The sequence below is a fragment of the Ureibacillus sp. FSL K6-0786 genome, assembly GCF_037965165.1.
Lineage (GTDB): Bacteria > Bacillota > Bacilli > Bacillales_A > Planococcaceae > Ureibacillus > Ureibacillus thermosphaericus.
This window is the reverse complement of record NZ_CP150191.1, coordinates 1,677,213-1,697,109: the sequence shown is the minus strand read 5'-3', so window position 1 is coordinate 1,697,109 and position 19,897 is coordinate 1,677,213. Positions and strand designations below refer to the sequence as shown.

Sequence of the window (19,897 nt, the reverse complement as noted above, 5' to 3'; positions counted from 1 at the left end):
CCTCATATCAATAATTTCGTTTGTTTCCCTTCTTAACGTATTCCCAATCTTTTTCAACATTTTTTCTTACCCGCTCTAAAAGATTGAATAATGTTTCCACTTCTACTTCAGATAATCCTTGTAAAGCTACAGCGTTAGAATGATCATGTTCTCTTATTAAAAACGGATAAACATTATTGCCTTTCTCGGTCGCATAGAGTTTCTTAATTTTTTTATTTTGTGGATCCTCTCGCTTTTCAACAAATCCGTTCATTTCTAGTTTTTTTATTGCGCGTGATGCAGTTGTCCGATCCACTTTGATCATTTCAGCCAACTTTTCTTGAATAATTCCTGGGTTCTCACATATTCGTACAAGGTACAAATACTGACCTTTTGTTAAGTCATATTCTTTAAACTCGATATTACTGATTGAATCTAGTGCTCGTGCTATCATCCCAATTTCACGAAGAACTTCTTTCATAATGAACTCCTTCATTTTTATTGCAAATGCAATATTTTTAATTCATTTTAATCAAACTTTGTTGCATTTGCAACAAAAAATAATTGAATATCTACATAATTTTAGGGTGATAATTCAAAAGAATTTGCAATCTTTCATAAGAATAAGTAGACTTTATATTGAAATTGAATATATTAACCGGGGGCTTGCGGAAGCAGGCTGAGAGTACGACTAATCCGTCGTTGACCGTTTGAACCTGATTTGGGTAATGCCAGCGCAGGGAGTGTAGTAAGTCGAATTATGCACTTTGCTTAGGCAGAGTGCATTTTATTTTGCGGAAAGGGTGAAAACCGATGACTCAGCAACGAGAAATCATAGAGGAACTTTCTCAATTTATCAAAAAGAATCAAGCTTCAGAAGAAGAGTTTAATAGCTTGGCTTTACATATTTTTAATTATCAATACAAACATAATCTCCCCTATCAAACATTTTGCCGCCAAAAAGGAAAGACACCGCGGCTTGTGAAAAATTGGCGAGACATTCCTTATGTGCCGATGAGTGCCTTTAAAGAGGTTCCATTGACATGTTCAGATCCAGAGGCAGCGGTTAGAGTCTTTATGACAAGCGGAACAACCCAAGGAAAACAAGGCAAACACTTTCATTCCACTCTCGAAATCAGAGAACTTTCCATGATTATCAACTTTAAAGAACGGTTTATGAAAGAAACAAATCGCATCCGCATGGGAATTTTGTTTCCAACTGAAGAGAAAATGCCGCACTCATCCTTAGCCCATTATTTAGCTCTTGTCATGAAAGAGTTTGGCACAGAGGACAGCTGCTATTTATTAAAAGAGAACGGCGTACATATTCAAAAAATCATCAGTGAGTTGGAACATGCCGAAAAAACAGGAGAACCATTTGCTTTGCTCGGAGCAAGTTTCAGTTTTGTTCATTTGTTTGAGGAATTGGAGCGTTTAGGAAAAACGTTTAATCTGCCGAAGGGAAGCAAAATTCTTGATACTGGTGGTTATAAAAATAAATCAAAGGAATTAGATTTAAATGAATTTTATCAGTTGCTTGAAAGATATTTCGGTGTAGATAGAAGCAATTGTATTAATATGTACGGCATAACAGAGCTAAGCACGCAATTTTATGATGATGGCAATGAGGTCGTTCCATCTATAAAAACTGGACCTAGTTGGATTCGTACGAGAGTCATCAATCCGTTAACAGGTGAAGAGGTTCCAGAAGGAGAACGTGGTGTTTTAGTTCATTATGATTTAGCGAACTTTAATTCCGTAATGGCGGTTGCTACTGAAGATGTAGGAATGGCGGTTGATGAAGGATTTTATCTGTTCGGTAGAGTTCAAGGTGCCGAGGCAAGGGGATGCTCGCTAGCGGTAGAAGAGTTTATTCAATTGGCGAAAGGAACAGCAAAATGAGAATAACAGCTGGATATATTCCAAATATCGGAGAAACGAAATTTGATAAGAAAATCCTGAAGTTTCAGGATTTAGAAGTGGAACTGCCTCTCCTTACATTAGAGCAAATGCAGAGGGTCATTGACACGGTGAAAAGAGAAAGTGCGGAAATCTTAAAATCACTGTCGGTATCAACAGTAGTGGACATCATCGGTTATGTAACGGAACAATTTTTGGACCGCAGTTCATCTTATCGACAGCAGGCGGAAAAGTTGCTTCCGATTGTCACCGGCTATGATGAGGAGGTAATTCGCCTTGGTCTTACATCTTTTTTAAAAACATTTCGCAAGCACGAACTCCAGCGTTTCCTAGTAGAAGATTTAGGAAATCCATTATTATTAGATCATTTTCAGCCGCGCGCAAAAGGTGGTTTTTCAAAAGCAATTGGACCAGAACTCATTACCCATGTATGGGCAGGGAATGTTCCAGCACTGCCTATTTGGAGTTTCGTATCTGGTCTGCTAGTAAAAGCAGGAAATATCGGAAAAGTTTCAAGTTCTGAACCTCTTTTTGCTGGCTGGTTTGCAAAAGCCTTAGCAGAGGCCGAGCCGAGTCTTGCCAATTGCTTTGCAGTTGTGTGGTGGAAAGGCGGCGATGAAAAGCGAGAGAAGATGATATTTGAAAAGTCGAATCTCGTTATCGGATACGGTAACAACGAAACGCTGCAAGCTTTAAAAAAACAAGTTCCCATTACTACTCGCTTTTTACCTTTTGGTCATAAAGTAAGCTTTGGCATCATTTCAAAATCTGCCTTAGATGCGCACAAAGCATGGCGAATTGCTCATCAAGCCGCACTTGATGTCATTCGTTACGATCAGCAAGGTTGTTACTCACCGCACTTATTTTATGTGCAAAAAGGCGGAAAAGTATCGCCAGTGGAATTTGCCCGCTTGATTGCGGGGGAGCTAGAAAACTTCGAAAAGCGTTATCCAAGGCGTAAGCTTTCCATGGAAGAATCAGTTGCCCTTGCTTCATGGCGGCAAAAGGAAGAAATGAGCACTTTTACAGAAACAGGAAAAGAAGTGCTTGGAACTTCCACACATCAATGGACGGTTGTTTTTGAAGAAGAGGAAAAAGTTTTTACGGCAAGCCCGTTGAATCGAGTTATTCGGGTTATTTCTTTTGAAAAATTAGAAGACATTCTACCATACATCAAGCCATACCGCTCATTTCTTCAAACGATTGGTATGGCCGCAACCCCTAAAGAACTTTTCCACTGGGCAGAGTTGTTGGCTAACGTTGGCGTAACACGAATCACAGCACTAGGAAAAATGACTTCCCCTGAAGCAGGTTGGCATCATGATGGACGGTTCAATCTAATGGATTTAATTCAAATGGTAGACATCGAATCATCGGCAATAGTGGATAGTGAACAATTTGCTCCTTATGTTGATTAGGAGGTTTTTAATATGAGTTTTTTGGTAATGGAGGATGTAACGTACAGTTACGAACAAGGAAAAAATCAAATTTTACGTGGGATTAGCTGGGAAATCAATAAAGGAGAGTTTCATTGTCTGCTTGGAAAAAGTGGCTGCGGAAAAACGACCTTATTAAAGCTTGCTGCTGGCCTGCTTTCATCTGAGAATGGAAGCATTCGCCTGCAAGGAAAGGAAATAATCAAACCTTTACCTAATTGTAGTTTTGTCTTTCAAACTCCAACTCTATTGGAATGGAAAACAGTTATTGAAAATGTGCTTCTCCCTATTAAATTGAAACGGAAAATCAGAAGTGAGGATATGGAGCAGGCAATGGAATACTTAGAGCTTGTTGGGTTAGCCTCTTATCGAGATTGTTACCCTTTACAGCTTTCCGGTGGACAACAAAGCCGGGTCGCTCTTGCACGGGCCTTAATGCAAAAGCCTTCTTTATTATTTTTGGACGAGCCTTTTGCAGCATTAGATGCCATTACAAGAGAAGAACTGCAAGATGATCTTTTAAGAATGTGCTATATGCATAATATTACTGTGCTCTTTATTACCCATGATATTGCGGAAGCTGTATATTTATCCGATAGAGTTGCTGTCATGGCACATGGAGAAATTGTCTATCAAACCCCCATCATGCTTGAACGCCCACGTAGAATTGAAATGAGATATGAGCCTTATTTTAACGAACTATGTTTCACGTTACGTCAAGTGATGAATGGTGAACGCTTATGAAAAAAACATCCGTTTATTCATTCTTATTATTCATTTTTTTACTAGTTATTTGGTAAGTAACATCCAAGTCCTATTCCGAACTTGTATTACCAGCTCCTTCTGTAATAGTACTCACCCTTGTTGATGGACTTTTAAGCGGCTATTTTACACAGCATATTCAGCGGACTGCCGCTGAGGTAATTCTTGGTCTCTTTTTTGGTGGTGCAGCTGGATTTACAGTAGGAGTTCTAATGGGAGAAGTGGCCTTTTTACGTAAGCTTCTCTTTCCTTATATTATAGTGAGTCAAGCAGTTCCCAAGCTGGCATTGGCTCCGTTATTTATTCTTTGGTTTGGCTTCGGCATGACGTCCAAAGTTGTTATTACTGCGCTTGTATGCTTTTTCCCATTGCTTGAAAATACAGTAACAGCGATTCAGTCAAGCGATACACAAAAGCAGGAACTATTTAAAATGCTTGGTGCAACACGGTTACAAACATTAATTCACTTAAAAATTCCTTCTGGTATGCTGGGTATTTTAGCTGGACTTCGTGTTTCGGTTGTCCTTGCAATTGTGGGTGCGGTTGTCGGAGAATTTATCGGCGGCAGTGAAGGACTAGGGGCGCTTATTATCGCAACCCAAGCAATGATGGATACCGCCCTTATGTTTGCCACATTAATTTTATTAACAATTTTCGGTATGATTCTTTACTTAACTGTATCTTGGCTTGAAAAAATGTGGATGAAAAGATTGAAGAAGGAGATATGAAAGATATGAAGTTTAAACATATAATCATCGCATTTCTTTTATTACTTCTAACAGCATGCGGTTTAAAAGAGGAAGGCTCGAATGAAAAAGAATCATTTGCACAGCTGACAGTTGCACTCTGGAGCCAACCTATTACAGAATCTGTCAACCTATTAGTCGATGATGAAAAAGGATTTTTCAAAGAAAAAGGCATTGATTTGAAGGTGATTCCCGGTGCTGGTGGTGGAGATGCTATTAAAAATATTCTTTCCGGTCAAGCAGATATTGCCTTTACTGACCCTGGATCTCTTTATTTTGCTTTAGACAAAGGAGAAAAATTAAAAGTTATTTATAATATTTATCCACAGAACGTGTTCAATATTGTGGCGTTAAAAGAAAGCGGTATTGAAAAGCCAGAAGATTTGAAAGGAAAAACAATTGGTGTTTACAGCCTAACAAGTGGAACGCGACAAAACTTATTAATCCTTCTCCACCAAGTTGGTTTGACGGAGGATGATGTCAAGATTGTGGAAACAGGCATATCAAATTTTGCCCCACTAATACAGGGTCAAGTGGATGCAACTGCAGCAACGGATACCGGATTATACCTTGCAAAACAAAAAGGATTAGGCGATGTAAATATAATTGAAGTGAGAGATTATTTAAATATACCAAGTGATGTCTTTGTTGTGACAGAAAAAACGTACGAAGAGAAAAAAGAGGAATTGAAGCGTTTCGTTGCCGCATACAGAGAAAGCGCCCAATGGATGCTTGAAAATCCGGAAGAAGCTGCAAAACTTGCGAAAGAATTTGCTATTGATGGAAAAGATGAAAACATCAATTTAGAGATAATTAAGCTACGTAATGCTTCTTCAGTTTCAGAAGATACGGAGATAAAAGGATTAGGGGCTATTGATGCCGATGTATTACAAAAGGGAGCAGACACATATCAACAGTTAGGTTTAGTGAATAATCAATTGGACATGTCTCAAGTCGTGACTGAGGAATTTTTGGAGGTAGAGCAATGAACTTTGAGGGGAAAGTTGTCCTAGTTACCGGAGCAAGCCGCGGCATTGGTGCAGCAATTGCTCGTGCTTTTGCAAAGGAAGGGGCTTTTGTCATTGTCAATTATTTGCAGAATAAAATGCTTGCTGAAAAAGTGGCAGCTGAATGCATACAGCTTGGTGGTGACGGTTATGCCATTCAAGGAGATGTTACTTCTGAAGCGGCTGTGAATCAAATGATTGAGGAGATTATGTTAGAAGCAGGCAAAATTGATGTAGTCGTTAACAATGCCTTTAAATCTTTTCAGTTTAATCCTGAAACTCGCAAGTTAGCTTGGGAAGTGCAATGGGAAGACTATCAGGGGCAAATTGATGGAGCAGTACGCTCAGCCCATTATATTTGCCAAGCAGTCATCCCCATCATGAAAAAACAAAGCCAGGGCAGTATTATTAATATCATTACAAACTTAGTTGAACGCCCCATCGTCCCGTATCATGAATACAATACTGCCAAGACCGCACTTATGGGGTATAGTAGAAATTTGGCTGTCGAAGTCGGCTCCTTTGGCATCCGCGTCAATTGCGTCGCCCCTGGTCTAGTTTATCCAACAGATGCGAGCCGAACAACAAAGGAAAATCTAAAGGAGCTGATTATCGCTCAAACGCCGTTAAAGCGAATTGCCACTCCAGAAGATATTGCTGGTCCTGTTCTGTTTTTAGCCTCTGACTGGAGCCGCTTTATGACTGGACAAACTCTTTATGTCGACGGCGGGTTTGTAATGTAGTAAGGGATTGCTCGCAGTATTTTATGCTGCAGCAATCGCTATTTATTTTTAAGACAAATTATATAAATAAAAAAACTCCTATTTGTATTGCAGTACAAATAAGAGTTTAAATAAAGTTTGTTTCCATGCTACCTCCTGAATTTATGTTGTTAAAAAGAGGGTTCGGATTTCAATATCCCATAATACAAATACTATTTCATTTATCAGAATCCCCATGCTCACTGTCTACAGCAAAGTCAGCAAATTTACGTATTGCTCCATCGACAAACATTTGATGGTCAATATCCAGTTGATTATATAAAGCTTCAAATTCTTTTTCATCCATTATTTCGATTTCGTTCATGATTTTAGCCACAATTTCTTTTTGCTTAGAATTACTCACCATACCACTCAACTCCTTTCATTGATTTATTAATTTAATCATATTGAATTTTTTAATTACCATTTTTTACAATACCGTGTCGTTCTTGAACAATCTATGTAGTTTATTTTTTATACCGTATACTCCGTTTCGAAATGAAAAGGTGCCAATACAAAATAAAAAAGACTGAATCCTAATTGGATCCAGTCCGAAACTATCAATTATATATGGTTGCCTGCTTTCTAACAGGAGTAGAAACGACTTCGATAACTTTATTCACTTAGGAAAGATTATATTTTTTTACATGATTTCTATTGATAAAAATACTCCTACAAAATGGCGTTGATTGGATGAGTATTTTTAACTTCACTAATAGATATGTGTAATTGATAGTTTCCAAATTTTAAAATTTCATCCAATAATGAATTTAATGTCTCTTGCATATCAAACTTAACTTTTAATAAGAAACAGCCGCTCCCTGAAATACGATGTGCTTCAATAATTTCTTTTTTACTGTTTATAAAATGTTTAAATGCCTCGTGATTATTTGAATCATGGAAATAATAATAAACGCTGTATAAGTAAGACCTAATTTTGATTCATCTACCATCAAAGAATATGACTTAATGACTCCACTATCTTCTAATTTTTTTAATTCTATTTCCTATTGCTTGACCAGACATATGAATCAATTCTCCGAGATCTTTCCATTGAATACGAGCGTTATGCGTGAGTTAAATGATGAACAGACTTACATTTTAGATATCCTTTATGTTAATGAAACAGAAGGATTGAGGAAGTAGTCTATTATTATCCTACTCTCTATTAAACAATAAGACCTATCCTTCTTATGTTTGGATAGGTATTAAAATTTTCTTTAGTTCATGAATTTATTAGTCGTCAACAACATGTAAACAAATAATAAAGCTGTGAACTATCAACTCTTCAAATCCGCATTTTATATGACTAACTTTTGAAAAATAATAAAAACCTAAAAACCATTTTTATCCACTTCAAATAAATTGGAATGAATAATAAAGTTGTGAACTGAACTTCCGTTATTTGTAAATGCTGCTTATAAAAAATACAGCATACTGTTTTTTACTACAATACTCTGTAAACGCTCCCGATTGTTGAAGATTATTTATATTTATAACTGTTAAACGTTAATCAAGAATTAAATGTTTATCCATCAATATTGTGTTCGTCCATTGGCCATTCTTTTTAGCAATCCCTTTTCGTACACCCACAATTACAAATCCTGCCTTTTTGTGAAGGTGGATACTAGCTAAATTCACTTCAAATATAGATGCTTGCAACATCCAGTAACCCGAGAGTTTGGCTTTCTCAATTAAATGTTGAAGTAATTGTGTACCTACCCCTTTGCCCTGTGCTTGAGGGTGAACATAAATACTAACTTCTCCTACGCCTTTATAAACCTCTCTTGAAGAAACAGGTGTAATGGATACCCAACCCAAAATCTTTTTATTTTCTTCATAGACATATCGAAGATACGGATGATATTTTTTGTCCCATTCCTTTATAGAAGGAGCTTTTGATTCAAATGTAGCAATTCCCGTATCAATTCCTAATTGATAAATTTTTAGTACATCTGGTATATCTTCCTTTTCTAAAAAACGAATCATTATACAAAACCCCTTTATTATTGGCAACACCCATCAATACCTGTATGACAAACACCCGTTTCAGGAAGTGATAATTTCACATCAAGAGCTGCTTCTGTATCTCCTGCAAGATGCGCAACAATTGAACGTACTTGTTCATAACCAGTAGCCATTAAGAATGTTGGAGCGCGTCCATATGATTTTGAACCAACGATATAAAAATTCGTTTCTGGTTGACGCAATTCCTTTTCTCCATGTGGTGGAACAGTCCCGCAACTATGCAAGTTTGGATTAATAAGTGGTGCTAATTTTGTAACAGCTTCTGTTGCAGGATCAACCTCATAACGTAGTTCACTAATAAATGAGAAGTCTGGACGATTGCCAGTATTGACAATTAATTCGTCGAACGGACCAATTTTTTTATCTGTACCTTTAAGAATCAATCCTTCTTCTTTTTCGAAAATAGATTGAATATAAAAAGGTGTTTCTACATAAATCACTTTTTCAGAGAGGATTTTTTTCATTTTTAAGCCAAGTTCACCACGTGCAGCTAATTCATCGGCAGTTCCACCACCTAGAGCATCTTCCACTCGTTTTTTGCGTAAAATCCATGTAATTTCAGTTTGTGGATGGGCATCTTTTAATTCCACTAATTGAAGTAGTGAATTGATTGCTGAATGTCCTCCGCCTATAACTGCAATCCGTTTGTTTGCATAGCGTGAAATATTAGCTGGCACGTTAGGAATTTGATAATTAATTTTATGTCTGGCTGCTTTTTCGCTTGGTAACATTACCCCATGACTAGCAGCAGGATTCGGATTTCCCCATGTACCTGTCGCATCAATAATTGCGCTAGCTTTATACATCTTTGTTGCCTGCCCGTTTTTAGTGAAAATTAAAAAAGGCTTATTTGCTCGATTAGACGATTTCATTTTATCAGTATCTAATTTTGTAATCGCAATTACTTCTTCATTCGTATGAAGCTGCTCTTTAAATAGCTCACTTAGAGGAAGTAAATAGTCTTCTCGTAATGCTTTACCTGTTGGAATTTCTTCTTTATTCGGCATCTTCCAGCCGTTTTTTTCTAATATTTGTTTAGCAGCACTGTCTACATTATATTTCCAAGAAGAAAATAGCTGAACATGCTCCCAAGAAGCAACATTTGCAGCAACCTCATTTTTTTCGAATATGATAAATGGCAGATTGTAAGACTTTAAATGGGCAGCGGCAGCTAATCCAATAGGACCTGCACCAATGATAGCAACTGGATATTTTAATTCACAACACCCTGAATTAGGTGTGCAACAAGATGAATTTGGTAAGATAGTAAATTCCATTTTCATTCCTCATTTCTTAAAATTATTTGAAGCGCCTGTTTAAAATTAGCAAGCGTAATAGGACCAAGTGAAGATAGATCACTTTGAAAAAAGTGTTGAGTCATATATTCTTCAAGATTTTCAACTGTAGTGATGTTAGTTTGTAAAACAAGTTGCATATATGACGTGAAAAATTCGACTGATTTATTGCCAGATTTGTGTATTCGCATCAGTTTTTCTCCCTAGCAAACAATCGTATTCGTTCTTCAATCGCATCCCGTACTGTTTTAAATACAAGCCATTTTTCTTCTTCTGTTCCACTCGCTTTTGCTGGATCATCAAATTTCCAATGTTCTCGTTTTACATGAGGTGGCGTTACAGGACATTTGTCAGCTGCATCTTCACACAGAGTCACGACGAGCGTGGCGTTATTTAAAATATTGTGGTCAATGGTATCTGACGTTTGATTTGAAATATCGATGCCAACTTCAGCCATTGCTTTTACAGCCATCGGGTTTAATCCATGTGCTTCAATGCCCGCACTTTTAATATTCCAGTCTGATAAATATTTTTTGGCAAACCCTTCAGCCATTTGTGAACGACATGAGTTGCCAGTACATAAAAAATACAACGTTTTCTTTTCCATAAAATAAACACCTTTCATTAAAAATACGTAGTGCGACATAAAGACCGATTAAAGTAAACAACAAAATAGGTATCGTTAATAGAATCCCTGTTTTCAAATACATCCCCCATGAGATTTTGACCCCTTTTCCTGAAAGTACATATAACCACACAAGAGTAACGGGCGATTTGAACTAACAGCATAGCATTCATTCTATTGATTACTAAACCAACATAAGAGAAATAACAATGCCAACAAGTAAGACTATTACAGCTCCTTCCATAGTAGTCCCACCAATATTCAGTCACCTAGGCTGCCAAATAACAAACATTTATGTTGTGATAGAGAGTTCTTGCTAACAAGAACATGTATTTCCTCCATCATTAGTTTTTAATTCGTTAATAACTGCTTCGACAACAGGGGACAGTTGATCAGCAATTCGATAATATTTCCACGTACCTTCTTTTCTTTCTAAAATTATGCCTGCATCTTTTAACTTTTTTAACTGCTGGCTAACAGCAGGTTGCGAAATACCGAGCACTTCAACAAATTCACAAACACATACCTCACCATTTTTCATACAAGCTAAGAGCGTTAGACGATTTTTATCTGCCAATGCTTTTAATTGTTTTTCTAATAAATCCAAAATGAAACCTCCAATTCTTTATATAAGCAATTGCTTATATATAACATACCATCATTCTTTATATAAGTAAATACTTATGTATTAAAAACCCGTGGTGCTAGTTGAGTCTTAACGCTCAACTAGCCCAAGAACAACAAGGAGTAAGCCAGTAAAATACCATCCAGTGCCGTTTCAAATCCAGAAACCGAGTTTGCTCGAATCTCGGTGATCCGATACGAATCGACTAAAATCGAAAACACGGTTTCCACCACTTTACGTTTTCGCTTCATCCACTGTTTCCATGCGTCCGATTGGCGAATTCGCTGATTTTTTCGAACGGGCGTCCAAAAAGCGATTCGATGCTCTTCGTACAGCTTCTTTTGCAGCTTTTGGCTGATATACCCTTTGTCACCTAGGTTATACGGATGTGGAATTTGTGTCATGACGGTCTCCGCAGCCATCCGATCATGACAAGACGCTTCAGTGACGACATATCCCATCGGAAGCCCTTGGTCGGTGACCTGCAGATGAAGTTTCAACCCATAGAAAGCGATCTTTTTCGAAGCACAATAGCCAATATCGGCAATTCCACGAAACCGTTTGGCACGATACATTCGGGATGAATGACACCGATCGATCGGCAAGCTGTCCACGACCGCATACGCATGGTCTGCCCGCGTTTGGCCAGCTGGTGCCGTATCCACTTGGTCGCAAAGCCAAGCGCTCGGTAGCGATGGTTGTACCGAGAACGTTCAGGGAACAAGGCCTTGGGAAACAAATTCCCGATCACAAACTGGTGCCAAGCCCGTTCGGAAGTGAAGCCCAGCAACTTTCCAAGGACATGGATGGTGATGATGACTTCGTCTTTCTGTTTCAACCAATGACGATTTCGACGTTGAAGATGAATCTGGATGCTCGACAGTTGAGCGGATACAAAGAATAAAATCGCTGCATATTGTTTTTGAAGTTTGGCTCGATCTGTTGTAAGATGAAAGTGCTCTTGCATGGGGATTCTCCTTTTGATGTTTGGTCGCACTTTCATTTTAAGAAGATCTCATGCAAGGGCTATTTTTATGCTTATCTGATTTTATTAATTAGAATTTATTTATTTAAAATGAGGATGTCCCAAAAGCGAACGCTATGCGAACACTTTTGGGACATCCTCATTTCATTGAGAAATTTGAGATGCAACATAATCAAGATTATCGGAACTCAAATGTATCTAGAATTATAAAATATCCCCGTTCATCAAATTGATGATGGTGTTGCAAAACTAGAGTAAAAACTCGAAGTTATGCATAAGGATGCAGCATAACACATGTAGTAAATATCGATGAAATCCATACCATCGTGGCTGTTCCACCCCATCACTCTTTCGCTCGTTAAATACCCGTTCAATCCCGCGGCGAAGCCCAAACAGCCATTGGCCAAACCTCGTTTTCAAAAAGACAGGAAGAACCCGGCCATAGGCATCTTTCCGTTCCTCGCTATTTTCGGCGGTTGATGGGAGAAAGGAATAAGATTCCTGCTTGTTCGGCTGTTTGTCGAATCTTTTCGCTGCCATACGCGGCATCGCCTAACACAAACTCAATATCCCATTGCCCTAAAGAAATTACCATGGAATGGGGGGGATTTGTGTTGCACACAATTTGAAAAAGTGGGCGGCCACCGTCCACCCAATAAAAAGAAAAAGGGAGAACATACGGGGATGAGAAGAAGCAGATCCTTTGAGAGAACAAAAAATATCCAAATAATGTAAAAGAAAAAGCAGGAGGCTGTCCTCAAAAAGGTCGTTTTACCGATCTTTTGGGACAGCCTCTTTGTTACGTTTTATCAGGCCCTGCCTGATTCCACACCTTCAGTGAGGGCAAAAATTCCTTATGCTCTTACATGAGAAACCATAAATGTGGTAACTCGTCAACCTTCATTCTGTCAGATTTACCGTCGACAAACACCAAATAATTTAAATCAATTGTTTAACTGCAGCAATAGCTTCATAAACAAAATAACCCGAAAAACCAATTAACACTATACCAGCAATAATAGAACTTACTTTTATCATCGAACGGCTCATTAACTTTCTTGTAGTAGAAACAATGGTTAATAAGCCAATGTCATGTAGTAAAATTCCGGTTAACACACCCGTCCCAATGGTGATAAATTTAATTGGATTCGCCATATCATATGAGTTGGTAAGAACCGACCCGAATACGCTTAGCCAAAACACTATATTCCCTGGAGATATCGCAACAAGAAAACCATTTCTATATGAAGAAAACCAAGATTTTGTTGGCTTTTCACCTGATAATGTGATATCATGATCCGCATTTTTAATAGAATCATAACCAATTAAAAACAAAAATACTGCACCAACAATCCACATCGGGATTTGAATAAACGGTTGCTTCAAAATGGAGGATAATCCGAAATAAAATGCTGCGATTAAAGCTAAATCAATCGTCATACCTCCTAATCCAACAGCCCAACCATGCCAAAAGCCATTCTTGAGACCTTGCTTGATCATTTCTACAGAAATGGCTCCAATTGGCATGGCAATAGAAAGGCCCACAATAACATAAGTAAGATACAATGCCATAAAACCCCACACACCTTTATAAACTTAGTATGATGTACAAATCAGTAATTCTGATTATCAAGATTTAGGATGGAATGGACATACCCCTTTTCTTGGATTATTGTCATCAGTGATTATATACTGTTTCCATTCTCTGTTGCTTTCGTCTCCATATCTTCCTAGATCCGGATGGATTGGGAGATTTTCTATCGACTCTACTTTTGATCGAATTAAATCAATAGCCTTTGGAGTAATATCAGCAAAAATTCTTCTAGGTTGAAAGATCAATATAAGGCTTTTTCCCATGTTCCTAGTAATTCTATGTTTATATGCTGGCATATTAGCTGATACAAAAATAGGTTCTCCATCAAAACAAAATTCCCAAAGTGGATCATCTGGATCAGTTGGAATATTTGCATTCCATTCTTTTTCATCATTCTCATGTAGATATTTTAAAATATTCCAAAAATAATTTTCATAGTAATCAAATGACTGTTCTGGAATTTCAGGTTGCACAAAAACAACCAAAGCATGTTTATTATGCTCATTTTCTCTTGATAATTTCAAAAACTCTCTTAATACATTCGGTAGAGGGCTTAAATCATGATTTTCTATATAAAAATATCTTAAATCGCCTTTTTTCTCAGCGATAGTTCCAAAGTGGCAAGGGAAATTCTTATCAGAAACAACTTTTTCCCAATAAGAATATTCATCTTTTAGCCATTCTGGTATATTATTACCATATTTGAGATCTGATTTGGTTAACATTGAAATGGCTCGTTGCAACACTTTTCTACTAACTCCACTCAACTCCTTGTCAAAATTCTACATTTATTTTCTATTTTTCCTAATAAAAAGCATAGCACAAAATCTTTAATCCATAGCAAATAATTCCATAATATTTTTCACCCTTCAATTAATTGTATACGTGATTAAATACAGATATTTAACGTATTAATAATACGAATTATCTTTACACCATATGTATTAAAAATAAAATATCACCTTCAAACGAGAAGGTGATGATATAAATTCATAAAAAATGTTGTTCCTCAATATAGAAAACAATGCTGATTTTTCTACGGAATAGCACCCTATCGTTGAAGAGCACATTAGTTTTTTAGATAGTATTGAAGGCTGAGTAGTTAGCTTTCGTTCAAATAGATTTATCTAAATGCTACCTCCGCAACATAGATGTAGTTGAAATTCGATACACATTGCATACTCCATATTTAAAATAAAAAATAAAACCTATCCATCACCTTATTGAGGATAGGTTTTATATTAGTTCACAACTTTTTTACTTTAACAAAAGGTTAAAAGTGTATTGATTATTTACTCCACTGTTACAGACTTCGCCAAATTTCGCGGTTTGTCAACATCGCATCCACGATCTAAAGCAGCATAGTAACTAATGAACTGCAACGGCACTACAGCAACAAGCGGCGTAAGAAGAGCATGCACTTTCGGAATGACAAGTCGGTCTTCGTCTTCATTTAACCCTTCCATTGAAATAACGCACGCATTAGCACCACGTGCCACTACTTCTTTCACGTTACCGCGGATATTTAATGCCACTGGCTCTTGTGTAACGAGAGCAAAGACAGGTGTTCCATTTTCAATTAATGCGATCGTTCCATGCTTTAACTCCCCACCAGCAAAACCTTCCGCTTGAATATACGATATTTCCTTTAATTTAAGTGCCCCTTCTAAACTTACATAATAATCGATATTTCGACCAATGAAGAACGCATTACGAGTATGATTTAAATATTCATTTGAGATAATATGCAGTTCTTCTTTGGAATCCACGATTGTTTGAATTGCATTTGCAGCAAAAGCAAGCTCTGTTTTTAAATCGAAGTTTATGATGTTTCCTTTGCTTTTACCCGTAACATAAGCAGCAATTGCTAAAACGGCTAATTGTGCCACATATGCTTTTGTTGAAGCAACGGCAATTTCAGGACCAGCGTGTAGTAATAGTGTGTAATCCGCTTCACGGGAAAGCGTTGAACCCGCAACATTTGTAATGGTTAACGCAGGATAGCCTAATTCTTTTACTTTTACAAGCACCTGTCTGCTATCCGCTGTTTCGCCAGATTGAGAAATAAATATAAAGAGCGGCTTTTCAGATAGTAATGGCATATTATAGCCGAATTCGCTAGAAATATGAACTTCCACTGGAATTCCAGCAAGCTTTTCAAAGTATTGTTTTCCTACAAGTCCTGCATGGTAGCTCGTTCCTGCCGCAATGATATAAATTCGATCCGCATTGCGTAAAGCAGATAATATTGCTTCATCAATTGTTAATTCTCCAGCATTATTACTATATTCTTGAATGATTTTTCGAACGACACCAGGCTGCTCATCCATTTCTTTTAACATGTAATGAGGATATGTTCCTTTTTCGATGTCGCTAGCATCTAGCTCCACTGTATAAGGTTTTCGTTCAATTTGACGTCCATCTATTGTAGAAATTTCAACTTTATCCTTCGAAACCAATACAACTTCTTTATCATGTAATTCAATAAATTGATTTGTCACTTGTAACATCGCCATTGCATCGGATGCAACTACATTAAATCCTTCACCTACACCGACAAGCAATGGTGATTTGTTTTTAGCTACATAGATGGTTTCAGTATCTTCCATATCAAGTAAAGCAATCGCATAGGAGCCATGCAATAAAGATAGGGTTTTACGAAACGCTTCTTCAGTTGAAGAACCTTCATTAGAGAATAATTCTACAAGCTGTACAATTACCTCTGTATCTGTATCTGATAGCATTGGAGCATCTTTTAAATACTCTTTTTGTAGTAGGTGATAGTTTTCAATGACTCCGTTGTGTACAATCGTAAATCTGCCAGAAAGACTTTGATGAGGATGCGCATTGATTTTATTAGGCTCTCCGTGTGTTGCCCAACGTGTATGACCAATGCCGATGTTTCCTTTCATTTTGTCGTCTACAATTTTGCGTAAGTCAGCAATTCTTCCTTTTTCTTTGAAAACTGTAATTCCTTCTTGATTTTGAATGGCTATACCTGCTGAATCATAGCCGCGGTATTCAAGCTTTTCTAGTCCTTTTAATAAGATTTCCTTTGCATTTAAATATCCGTTATATCCAACTATTCCACACATTTACATACCTCCGTCAATAAGCGATACCATACTATCAATTTTCCAAAAAAATTGTAGAATTTTGTTTCCTGAAAAAAGGCAACAGAAAACTAAGCCTACTTTTTTGCTCTTTTTTTGAATTTGAACTCTGTCTAGTTCAATATGTCCAAAAAAAGAATTGTAGGTTTGATATCGCTATTTAATTTTTATTGCTTTGCCTTTTCGTTCCTTTGTCCATAAAATTGCTTTTATGTTTTAAGAACGAAATTACGACCGGGCAATGCGATCGGGAGGCATCCGCCGAATATTTCGATAAACCTCCACCTCGTCAACTAAGGATTGATTGCCGTCCGATTTCCTTAGTCCTGGCGCTTTCATTGTTTTCCATTGCATTTATATAGCGCGAAACTAACCTCCTTTACCGCGCTCGCTTAATTTTTCTAAAAACTGGAAATTATATTTATAAAAAATTAAGCATTCTCATCATACAGAATATGTATCTATACGTCAATGATTTACTAATGTTACTTATTATTTTTAGATATCAAGAGTTACAATATTCCAAACAAATTTGCCCAAGGTAGGAAAATTCCTAGCTTGGGCAAGCAAATTCATATAATTTATTTTTATTTATAAGGGGGTATCAAAGGCAAGGAATGTTATTTTATTTCTGAAACTCTTTCTCCTTTAATAAATTTACAATTTCTCGGTTAAATTCAGGTAAATCATCTGGTGTTCTGCTTGTAACTAACTGATTGCCACATACAACAACTGGCTCGTCATGGAATTTTGCACCGGCATTTTCTAAATCGACTTGAATCGACTTATATCCTGTCACGTCACGTCCTTCTAATTCTCTTGCCGAAATTAAAAGTTGAGGCCCGTGACAAATGGCAAATACAAGCTTATTCGCTTTCATAAATGATTTAACAAATGCCACTACTCGATCATCATCACGCAACAAATCCGGTGAAAATCCTCCTGGTATGAATAAAGCATCAAAGTCATCTGGATCTACATCTTCAATTCCATAATCAATGTCGACTTTTGCTTCTCCCTTTTTGCCTCTAACGGTTTTGTTACCTACTTTATCAATCGTCACAACTGTATGACCAGCAGCTTCCAACGCTTCTTTCGGACTTGTAAATTCTACATCCTCAAATAAATCTGTAATTAATGTCGCGATTTTTGCCATCATTTCACACTCCCTTTCATATTTCACATTTATTACTATTGCCGATTCCTTCTGTAAATAATCAAAAAGATGGATGAAAAACAGCTTGCGGGGATATTTCACAAATGTAGTTTAAACTCGTATGGATATGAATGATGGCCCACTTGTGCAGATAACCTCTTCACTTGTGTGGTTAGGGTACTAGCTTGTGTAGATAAATTATCAATTTGTGCGGATGATTCCACAGCTTGTGTGGATATAATTCCTGCTCGTGCTGATGTTTCCGTAACTTGTGTGGATGCAACTTTAGCTTGTGCAGATGAATACCTACCTTGTGCAAATAATAATTATTCATGTGCAGATATAACTCCCGATAACTTAGAAACTTATCCATTCTTCTATCCAGACATAATAAAAAAGCTGTGTGTAAAGTCAATGTATTTTGACATTACCCACAGCACTGTTTATGTTATTCAGTAATACCCATTTCTTTTTTTACAACTTCTGCAATGCGATTTACATAGCTTTCACATTCTTCATCCGTTGGTGCTTCCACCATTACTCGAACTAATGGTTCTGTTCCAGAAGGACGAACTAGTACTCGTCCATTGTTTCCAAGTACATCTTCCACTTCTTTAATTGCTTCTTGCACTTTTGGATTGTCCTTCACTTTATTTTTATCTGTAACACGTACGTTAACTAAACGTTGCGGGAATACTTTCATTTCTGATGCTAGTTCAGATAAACGCTTACCTGTTAATTTCATAATATTTACTAATTGGATAGCTGTTAGCATACCATCGCCAGTAGTGTTGTAATCAAGGAATACGATGTGGCCAGATTGTTCGCCACCTAAGTTGTAACCATTTTTACGCATTTCTTCAACGACATAACGGTCACCAACAGGCGTTTGTATACTAGTCATTCCATTTTCTTCTAATGCTTTATAGAATCCCATGTTGCTCATCACAGTCGAAACGATTGTATTTTTCTTTAAAAGCCCTTTACTATTTAAATATTTCCCGATGATAAACATGATTTGATCGCCATCGACAATATTCCCTTTTTCATCGACTGCAATCAATCGATCTCCATCGCCGTCAAAGGCTAGCCCAACATCCGCTTCTCTTTCCACAACGAATTCTGCCAGCTTTTCAGGGTGTGTAGAACCTACTCCATCATTAATATTTAATCCATCCGGAGAAGCACCCATTGTTGAAATATCTGCCTCTAAATCTGCAAATAAATGCGTTGCTAATGAAGAAGTAGCTCCGTTCGCACAGTCAATCGCAACGTGAATACCTTCAAAATCTTCATCAACCGTTTGTTTTAGATAGGAGATGTATTTCTGACCACCTTCAAAATAATCGCTGACTGTGCCTAAATCTTCCCCAATTGGTCTCGGCAGTGTATCTACCTCAGCATCTAGTAATTTTTCAATCTCTTCTTCTTGTTCATCTGTTAATTTATAACCATCTGGACCGAAAAATTTAATTCCGTTATCTTGAACTGGATTATGTGAAGCTGAAATCATAATTCCTGCATCTGCATTCATTACTCGAGTTAGATAAGCAACACCCGGTGTGCTAATGACACCTAATCTCATGACTTCAACCCCAATAGAAAGCAAGCCAGCAACTAACGCTCCTTCTAACATATGACCAGAAATTCTTGTATCTCGACCAATGATGACTTTTGGTCTTTCATTAGCATTTTTGGTTAAAATGTATCCCCCTACACGACCTAATTTAAATGCAAGTTCCGGGGAGAGCTCTGTATTTGCGACTCCTCGTACGCCGTCTGTTCCAAAATATTTTCCCATAACTATTCTCTCCTTCAACACTTGACATTCCATATTTGAATAATTCATGGAATCAAAACCAAGC

Annotated in this window: 20 protein-coding genes, 4 pseudogenes and 1 riboswitch; of the genes and pseudogenes, 7 read left to right on the top strand and 17 right to left on the bottom strand. The window is 37.3% G+C overall.

The annotated features are described in order from the left end of the window. Positions 1–7: 7 nt before the first annotated feature. Positions 8–460, bottom strand: a complete 453-nt coding sequence (locus NSQ18_RS08305) for a MarR family transcriptional regulator (RefSeq protein ID WP_339287674.1) — start codon at positions 458–460, stop codon at positions 8–10. Positions 461–627: 167 nt separating this feature from the next. Then, positions 628–741: riboswitch (TPP riboswitch) on the top strand. Between the two features lie 51 nt (positions 742–792). Here NSQ18_RS08305 and NSQ18_RS08300 point away from each other — a divergent pair. The 6 genes from NSQ18_RS08300 to NSQ18_RS08275 all read left to right on the top strand — a co-directional run bounded on the left by NSQ18_RS08300 (position 793) and on the right by NSQ18_RS08275 (position 6,593). Further along, entirely contained in the window at positions 793–1,881 is a 1,089-nt protein-coding gene (locus tag NSQ18_RS08300) for a long-chain fatty acid--CoA ligase (protein WP_339287673.1), read from the top strand. Continuing rightward, entirely contained in the window at positions 1,878–3,317 is a 1,440-nt protein-coding gene (locus NSQ18_RS08295; protein ID WP_339287672.1) for an acyl-CoA reductase, read from the top strand. Before NSQ18_RS08300 ends, NSQ18_RS08295 begins: the two co-directional genes overlap by 4 nt. 12 nt (positions 3,318–3,329) lie before the next feature. Then, positions 3,330–4,079, top strand: coding sequence for an ABC transporter ATP-binding protein (locus NSQ18_RS08290; RefSeq protein ID WP_339287671.1), 750 nt, complete (start codon positions 3,330–3,332; stop codon positions 4,077–4,079). A gap of 104 nt (positions 4,080–4,183) precedes the next feature. Further along, positions 4,184–4,825, top strand: coding sequence for an ABC transporter permease (locus tag NSQ18_RS08285; protein WP_339289628.1), 642 nt, complete (start codon positions 4,184–4,186; stop codon positions 4,823–4,825). Continuing rightward, the gene (locus NSQ18_RS08280; protein ID WP_016839011.1) at positions 4,822–5,832 is read left to right on the top strand and encodes an ABC transporter substrate-binding protein; all 1,011 of its coding nucleotides are present in this window, start codon (positions 4,822–4,824) and stop codon (positions 5,830–5,832) included. Before NSQ18_RS08285 ends, NSQ18_RS08280 begins: the two co-directional genes overlap by 4 nt. Beyond that, positions 5,829–6,593: an SDR family oxidoreductase gene (locus NSQ18_RS08275; protein WP_339287669.1), complete on the top strand. Its 765-nt coding sequence runs from the start codon at positions 5,829–5,831 to the stop codon at positions 6,591–6,593. Before NSQ18_RS08280 ends, NSQ18_RS08275 begins: the two co-directional genes overlap by 4 nt. Positions 6,594–6,789: 196 nt before the next feature. Here the strand turns inward: NSQ18_RS08275 and NSQ18_RS08270 are convergent, their stop codons facing one another. The 15 genes and pseudogenes from NSQ18_RS08270 to NSQ18_RS08200 all read right to left on the bottom strand — a co-directional run bounded on the left by NSQ18_RS08270 (position 6,790) and on the right by NSQ18_RS08200 (position 18,032). Further along, positions 6,790–6,978: a hypothetical protein gene (locus tag NSQ18_RS08270; protein ID WP_168412078.1), complete on the bottom strand. Its 189-nt coding sequence runs from the start codon at positions 6,976–6,978 to the stop codon at positions 6,790–6,792. 305 nt (positions 6,979–7,283) lie between these two features. Then, the gene (locus tag NSQ18_RS08265) at positions 7,284–7,547 is read right to left on the bottom strand and encodes an Lrp/AsnC ligand binding domain-containing protein (RefSeq protein ID WP_339289626.1); all 264 of its coding nucleotides are present in this window, start codon (positions 7,545–7,547) and stop codon (positions 7,284–7,286) included. 42 nt (positions 7,548–7,589) lie between these two features. After that, positions 7,590–7,676, bottom strand: a pseudogene (locus NSQ18_RS08260) (Lrp/AsnC family transcriptional regulator); the annotation flags it as partial. A 444-nt stretch (positions 7,677–8,120) separates the two neighbouring features. Beyond that, a complete protein-coding gene (locus NSQ18_RS08255) occupies positions 8,121–8,600 on the bottom strand; it encodes a GNAT family N-acetyltransferase (RefSeq protein ID WP_016839575.1) in 480 nt (159 codons plus the stop codon). A 17-nt stretch (positions 8,601–8,617) separates the two neighbouring features. Next, positions 8,618–9,916 carry an NAD(P)-binding domain-containing protein gene (locus tag NSQ18_RS08250; protein ID WP_016839576.1) on the bottom strand — a complete coding sequence of 433 codons (1,299 nt, stop codon included), beginning with the start codon at positions 9,914–9,916 and terminating at the stop codon, positions 8,618–8,620. 2 nt (positions 9,917–9,918) lie between these two features. Continuing rightward, the gene (locus NSQ18_RS08245) at positions 9,919–10,125 is read right to left on the bottom strand and encodes a hypothetical protein (RefSeq protein WP_016839577.1); all 207 of its coding nucleotides are present in this window, start codon (positions 10,123–10,125) and stop codon (positions 9,919–9,921) included. Continuing rightward, positions 10,125–10,541, bottom strand: a complete 417-nt coding sequence (arsC, locus tag NSQ18_RS08240) for an arsenate reductase (thioredoxin) (protein WP_016839578.1) — start codon at positions 10,539–10,541, stop codon at positions 10,125–10,127. Before arsC ends, NSQ18_RS08245 begins: the two co-directional genes overlap by 1 nt. 19 nt (positions 10,542–10,560) lie before the next feature. Next, positions 10,561–10,698 (bottom strand): annotated as a pseudogene (locus NSQ18_RS08235) (ArsB/NhaD family transporter); the annotation flags it as partial. 177 nt (positions 10,699–10,875) lie between these two features. Further along, positions 10,876–11,166 carry a metalloregulator ArsR/SmtB family transcription factor gene (locus tag NSQ18_RS08230; RefSeq protein WP_016839579.1) on the bottom strand — a complete coding sequence of 97 codons (291 nt, stop codon included), beginning with the start codon at positions 11,164–11,166 and terminating at the stop codon, positions 10,876–10,878. Positions 11,167–11,285: 119 nt separating this feature from the next. Next, positions 11,286–12,151, bottom strand: a pseudogene (locus NSQ18_RS08225) (IS982 family transposase). 267 nt (positions 12,152–12,418) lie between these two features. After that, positions 12,419–12,764: pseudogene (locus NSQ18_RS08220) on the bottom strand (transposase); the annotation flags it as partial. Between the two features lie 344 nt (positions 12,765–13,108). Next, a complete protein-coding gene (locus NSQ18_RS08215; RefSeq protein ID WP_339287665.1) occupies positions 13,109–13,741 on the bottom strand; it encodes a LysE family transporter in 633 nt (210 codons plus the stop codon). A 57-nt stretch (positions 13,742–13,798) separates the two neighbouring features. Next, a complete protein-coding gene (locus tag NSQ18_RS08210; RefSeq protein ID WP_339287664.1) occupies positions 13,799–14,530 on the bottom strand; it encodes a YqcI/YcgG family protein in 732 nt (243 codons plus the stop codon). A gap of 525 nt (positions 14,531–15,055) precedes the next feature. Next, the gene (glmS, locus tag NSQ18_RS08205) at positions 15,056–16,858 is read right to left on the bottom strand and encodes a glutamine--fructose-6-phosphate transaminase (isomerizing) (protein ID WP_168412076.1); all 1,803 of its coding nucleotides are present in this window, start codon (positions 16,856–16,858) and stop codon (positions 15,056–15,058) included. Between the two features lie 643 nt (positions 16,859–17,501). Continuing rightward, a complete protein-coding gene (locus NSQ18_RS08200; protein ID WP_168412075.1) occupies positions 17,502–18,032 on the bottom strand; it encodes a type 1 glutamine amidotransferase domain-containing protein in 531 nt (176 codons plus the stop codon). A 168-nt stretch (positions 18,033–18,200) separates the two neighbouring features. Here NSQ18_RS08200 and NSQ18_RS08195 point away from each other — a divergent pair, with 168 nt between their 5' ends. Then, on the top strand, positions 18,201–18,491 hold the full coding sequence (locus tag NSQ18_RS08195; protein WP_339287663.1) for a hypothetical protein: 291 nt from the start codon (positions 18,201–18,203) through the stop codon (positions 18,489–18,491). Here NSQ18_RS08195 and glmM read toward each other — a convergent pair. Beyond that, positions 18,481–19,833, bottom strand: coding sequence for a phosphoglucosamine mutase (glmM, locus tag NSQ18_RS08190; RefSeq protein WP_339287662.1), 1,353 nt, complete (start codon positions 19,831–19,833; stop codon positions 18,481–18,483). The two genes, NSQ18_RS08195 and glmM, sit on opposite strands and share 11 nt — an antisense overlap. Positions 19,834–19,897 lie beyond the last annotated feature (64 nt).

Bases quoted from the DNA above. Each gene is read 5' to 3' on its own strand.
- NSQ18_RS08305 (WP_339287674.1), bottom strand. From the start codon at position 460: ATGAAAGAAGTTCTTCGTGAAATTGGGATGATAGCACGAGCACTAGAT.
- NSQ18_RS08300 (WP_339287673.1), top strand. From the start codon at position 793: ATGACTCAGCAACGAGAAATCATAGAGGAACTTTCTCAATTTATCAAA.
- NSQ18_RS08295 (WP_339287672.1), top strand. From the start codon at position 1,878: ATGAGAATAACAGCTGGATATATTCCAAATATCGGAGAAACGAAATTT.
- NSQ18_RS08290 (WP_339287671.1), top strand. From the start codon at position 3,330: ATGAGTTTTTTGGTAATGGAGGATGTAACGTACAGTTACGAACAAGGA.
- NSQ18_RS08280 (WP_016839011.1), top strand. From the start codon at position 4,822: ATGAAAGATATGAAGTTTAAACATATAATCATCGCATTTCTTTTATTA.
- NSQ18_RS08275 (WP_339287669.1), top strand. From the start codon at position 5,829: ATGAACTTTGAGGGGAAAGTTGTCCTAGTTACCGGAGCAAGCCGCGGC.
- NSQ18_RS08270 (WP_168412078.1), bottom strand. From the start codon at position 6,978: ATGGTGAGTAATTCTAAGCAAAAAGAAATTGTGGCTAAAATCATGAAC.
- NSQ18_RS08255 (WP_016839575.1), bottom strand. From the start codon at position 8,600: ATGATTCGTTTTTTAGAAAAGGAAGATATACCAGATGTACTAAAAATT.
- NSQ18_RS08250 (WP_016839576.1), bottom strand. From the start codon at position 9,916: ATGGAATTTACTATCTTACCAAATTCATCTTGTTGCACACCTAATTCA.
- NSQ18_RS08245 (WP_016839577.1), bottom strand. From the start codon at position 10,125: ATGCGAATACACAAATCTGGCAATAAATCAGTCGAATTTTTCACGTCA.
- arsC (WP_016839578.1), bottom strand. From the start codon at position 10,541: ATGGAAAAGAAAACGTTGTATTTTTTATGTACTGGCAACTCATGTCGT.
- NSQ18_RS08215 (WP_339287665.1), bottom strand. From the start codon at position 13,741: ATGGCATTGTATCTTACTTATGTTATTGTGGGCCTTTCTATTGCCATG.
- glmS (WP_168412076.1), bottom strand. From the start codon at position 16,858: ATGTGTGGAATAGTTGGATATAACGGATATTTAAATGCAAAGGAAATC.
- NSQ18_RS08200 (WP_168412075.1), bottom strand. From the start codon at position 18,032: ATGGCAAAAATCGCGACATTAATTACAGATTTATTTGAGGATGTAGAA.
- glmM (WP_339287662.1), bottom strand. From the start codon at position 19,833: ATGGGAAAATATTTTGGAACAGACGGCGTACGAGGAGTCGCAAATACA.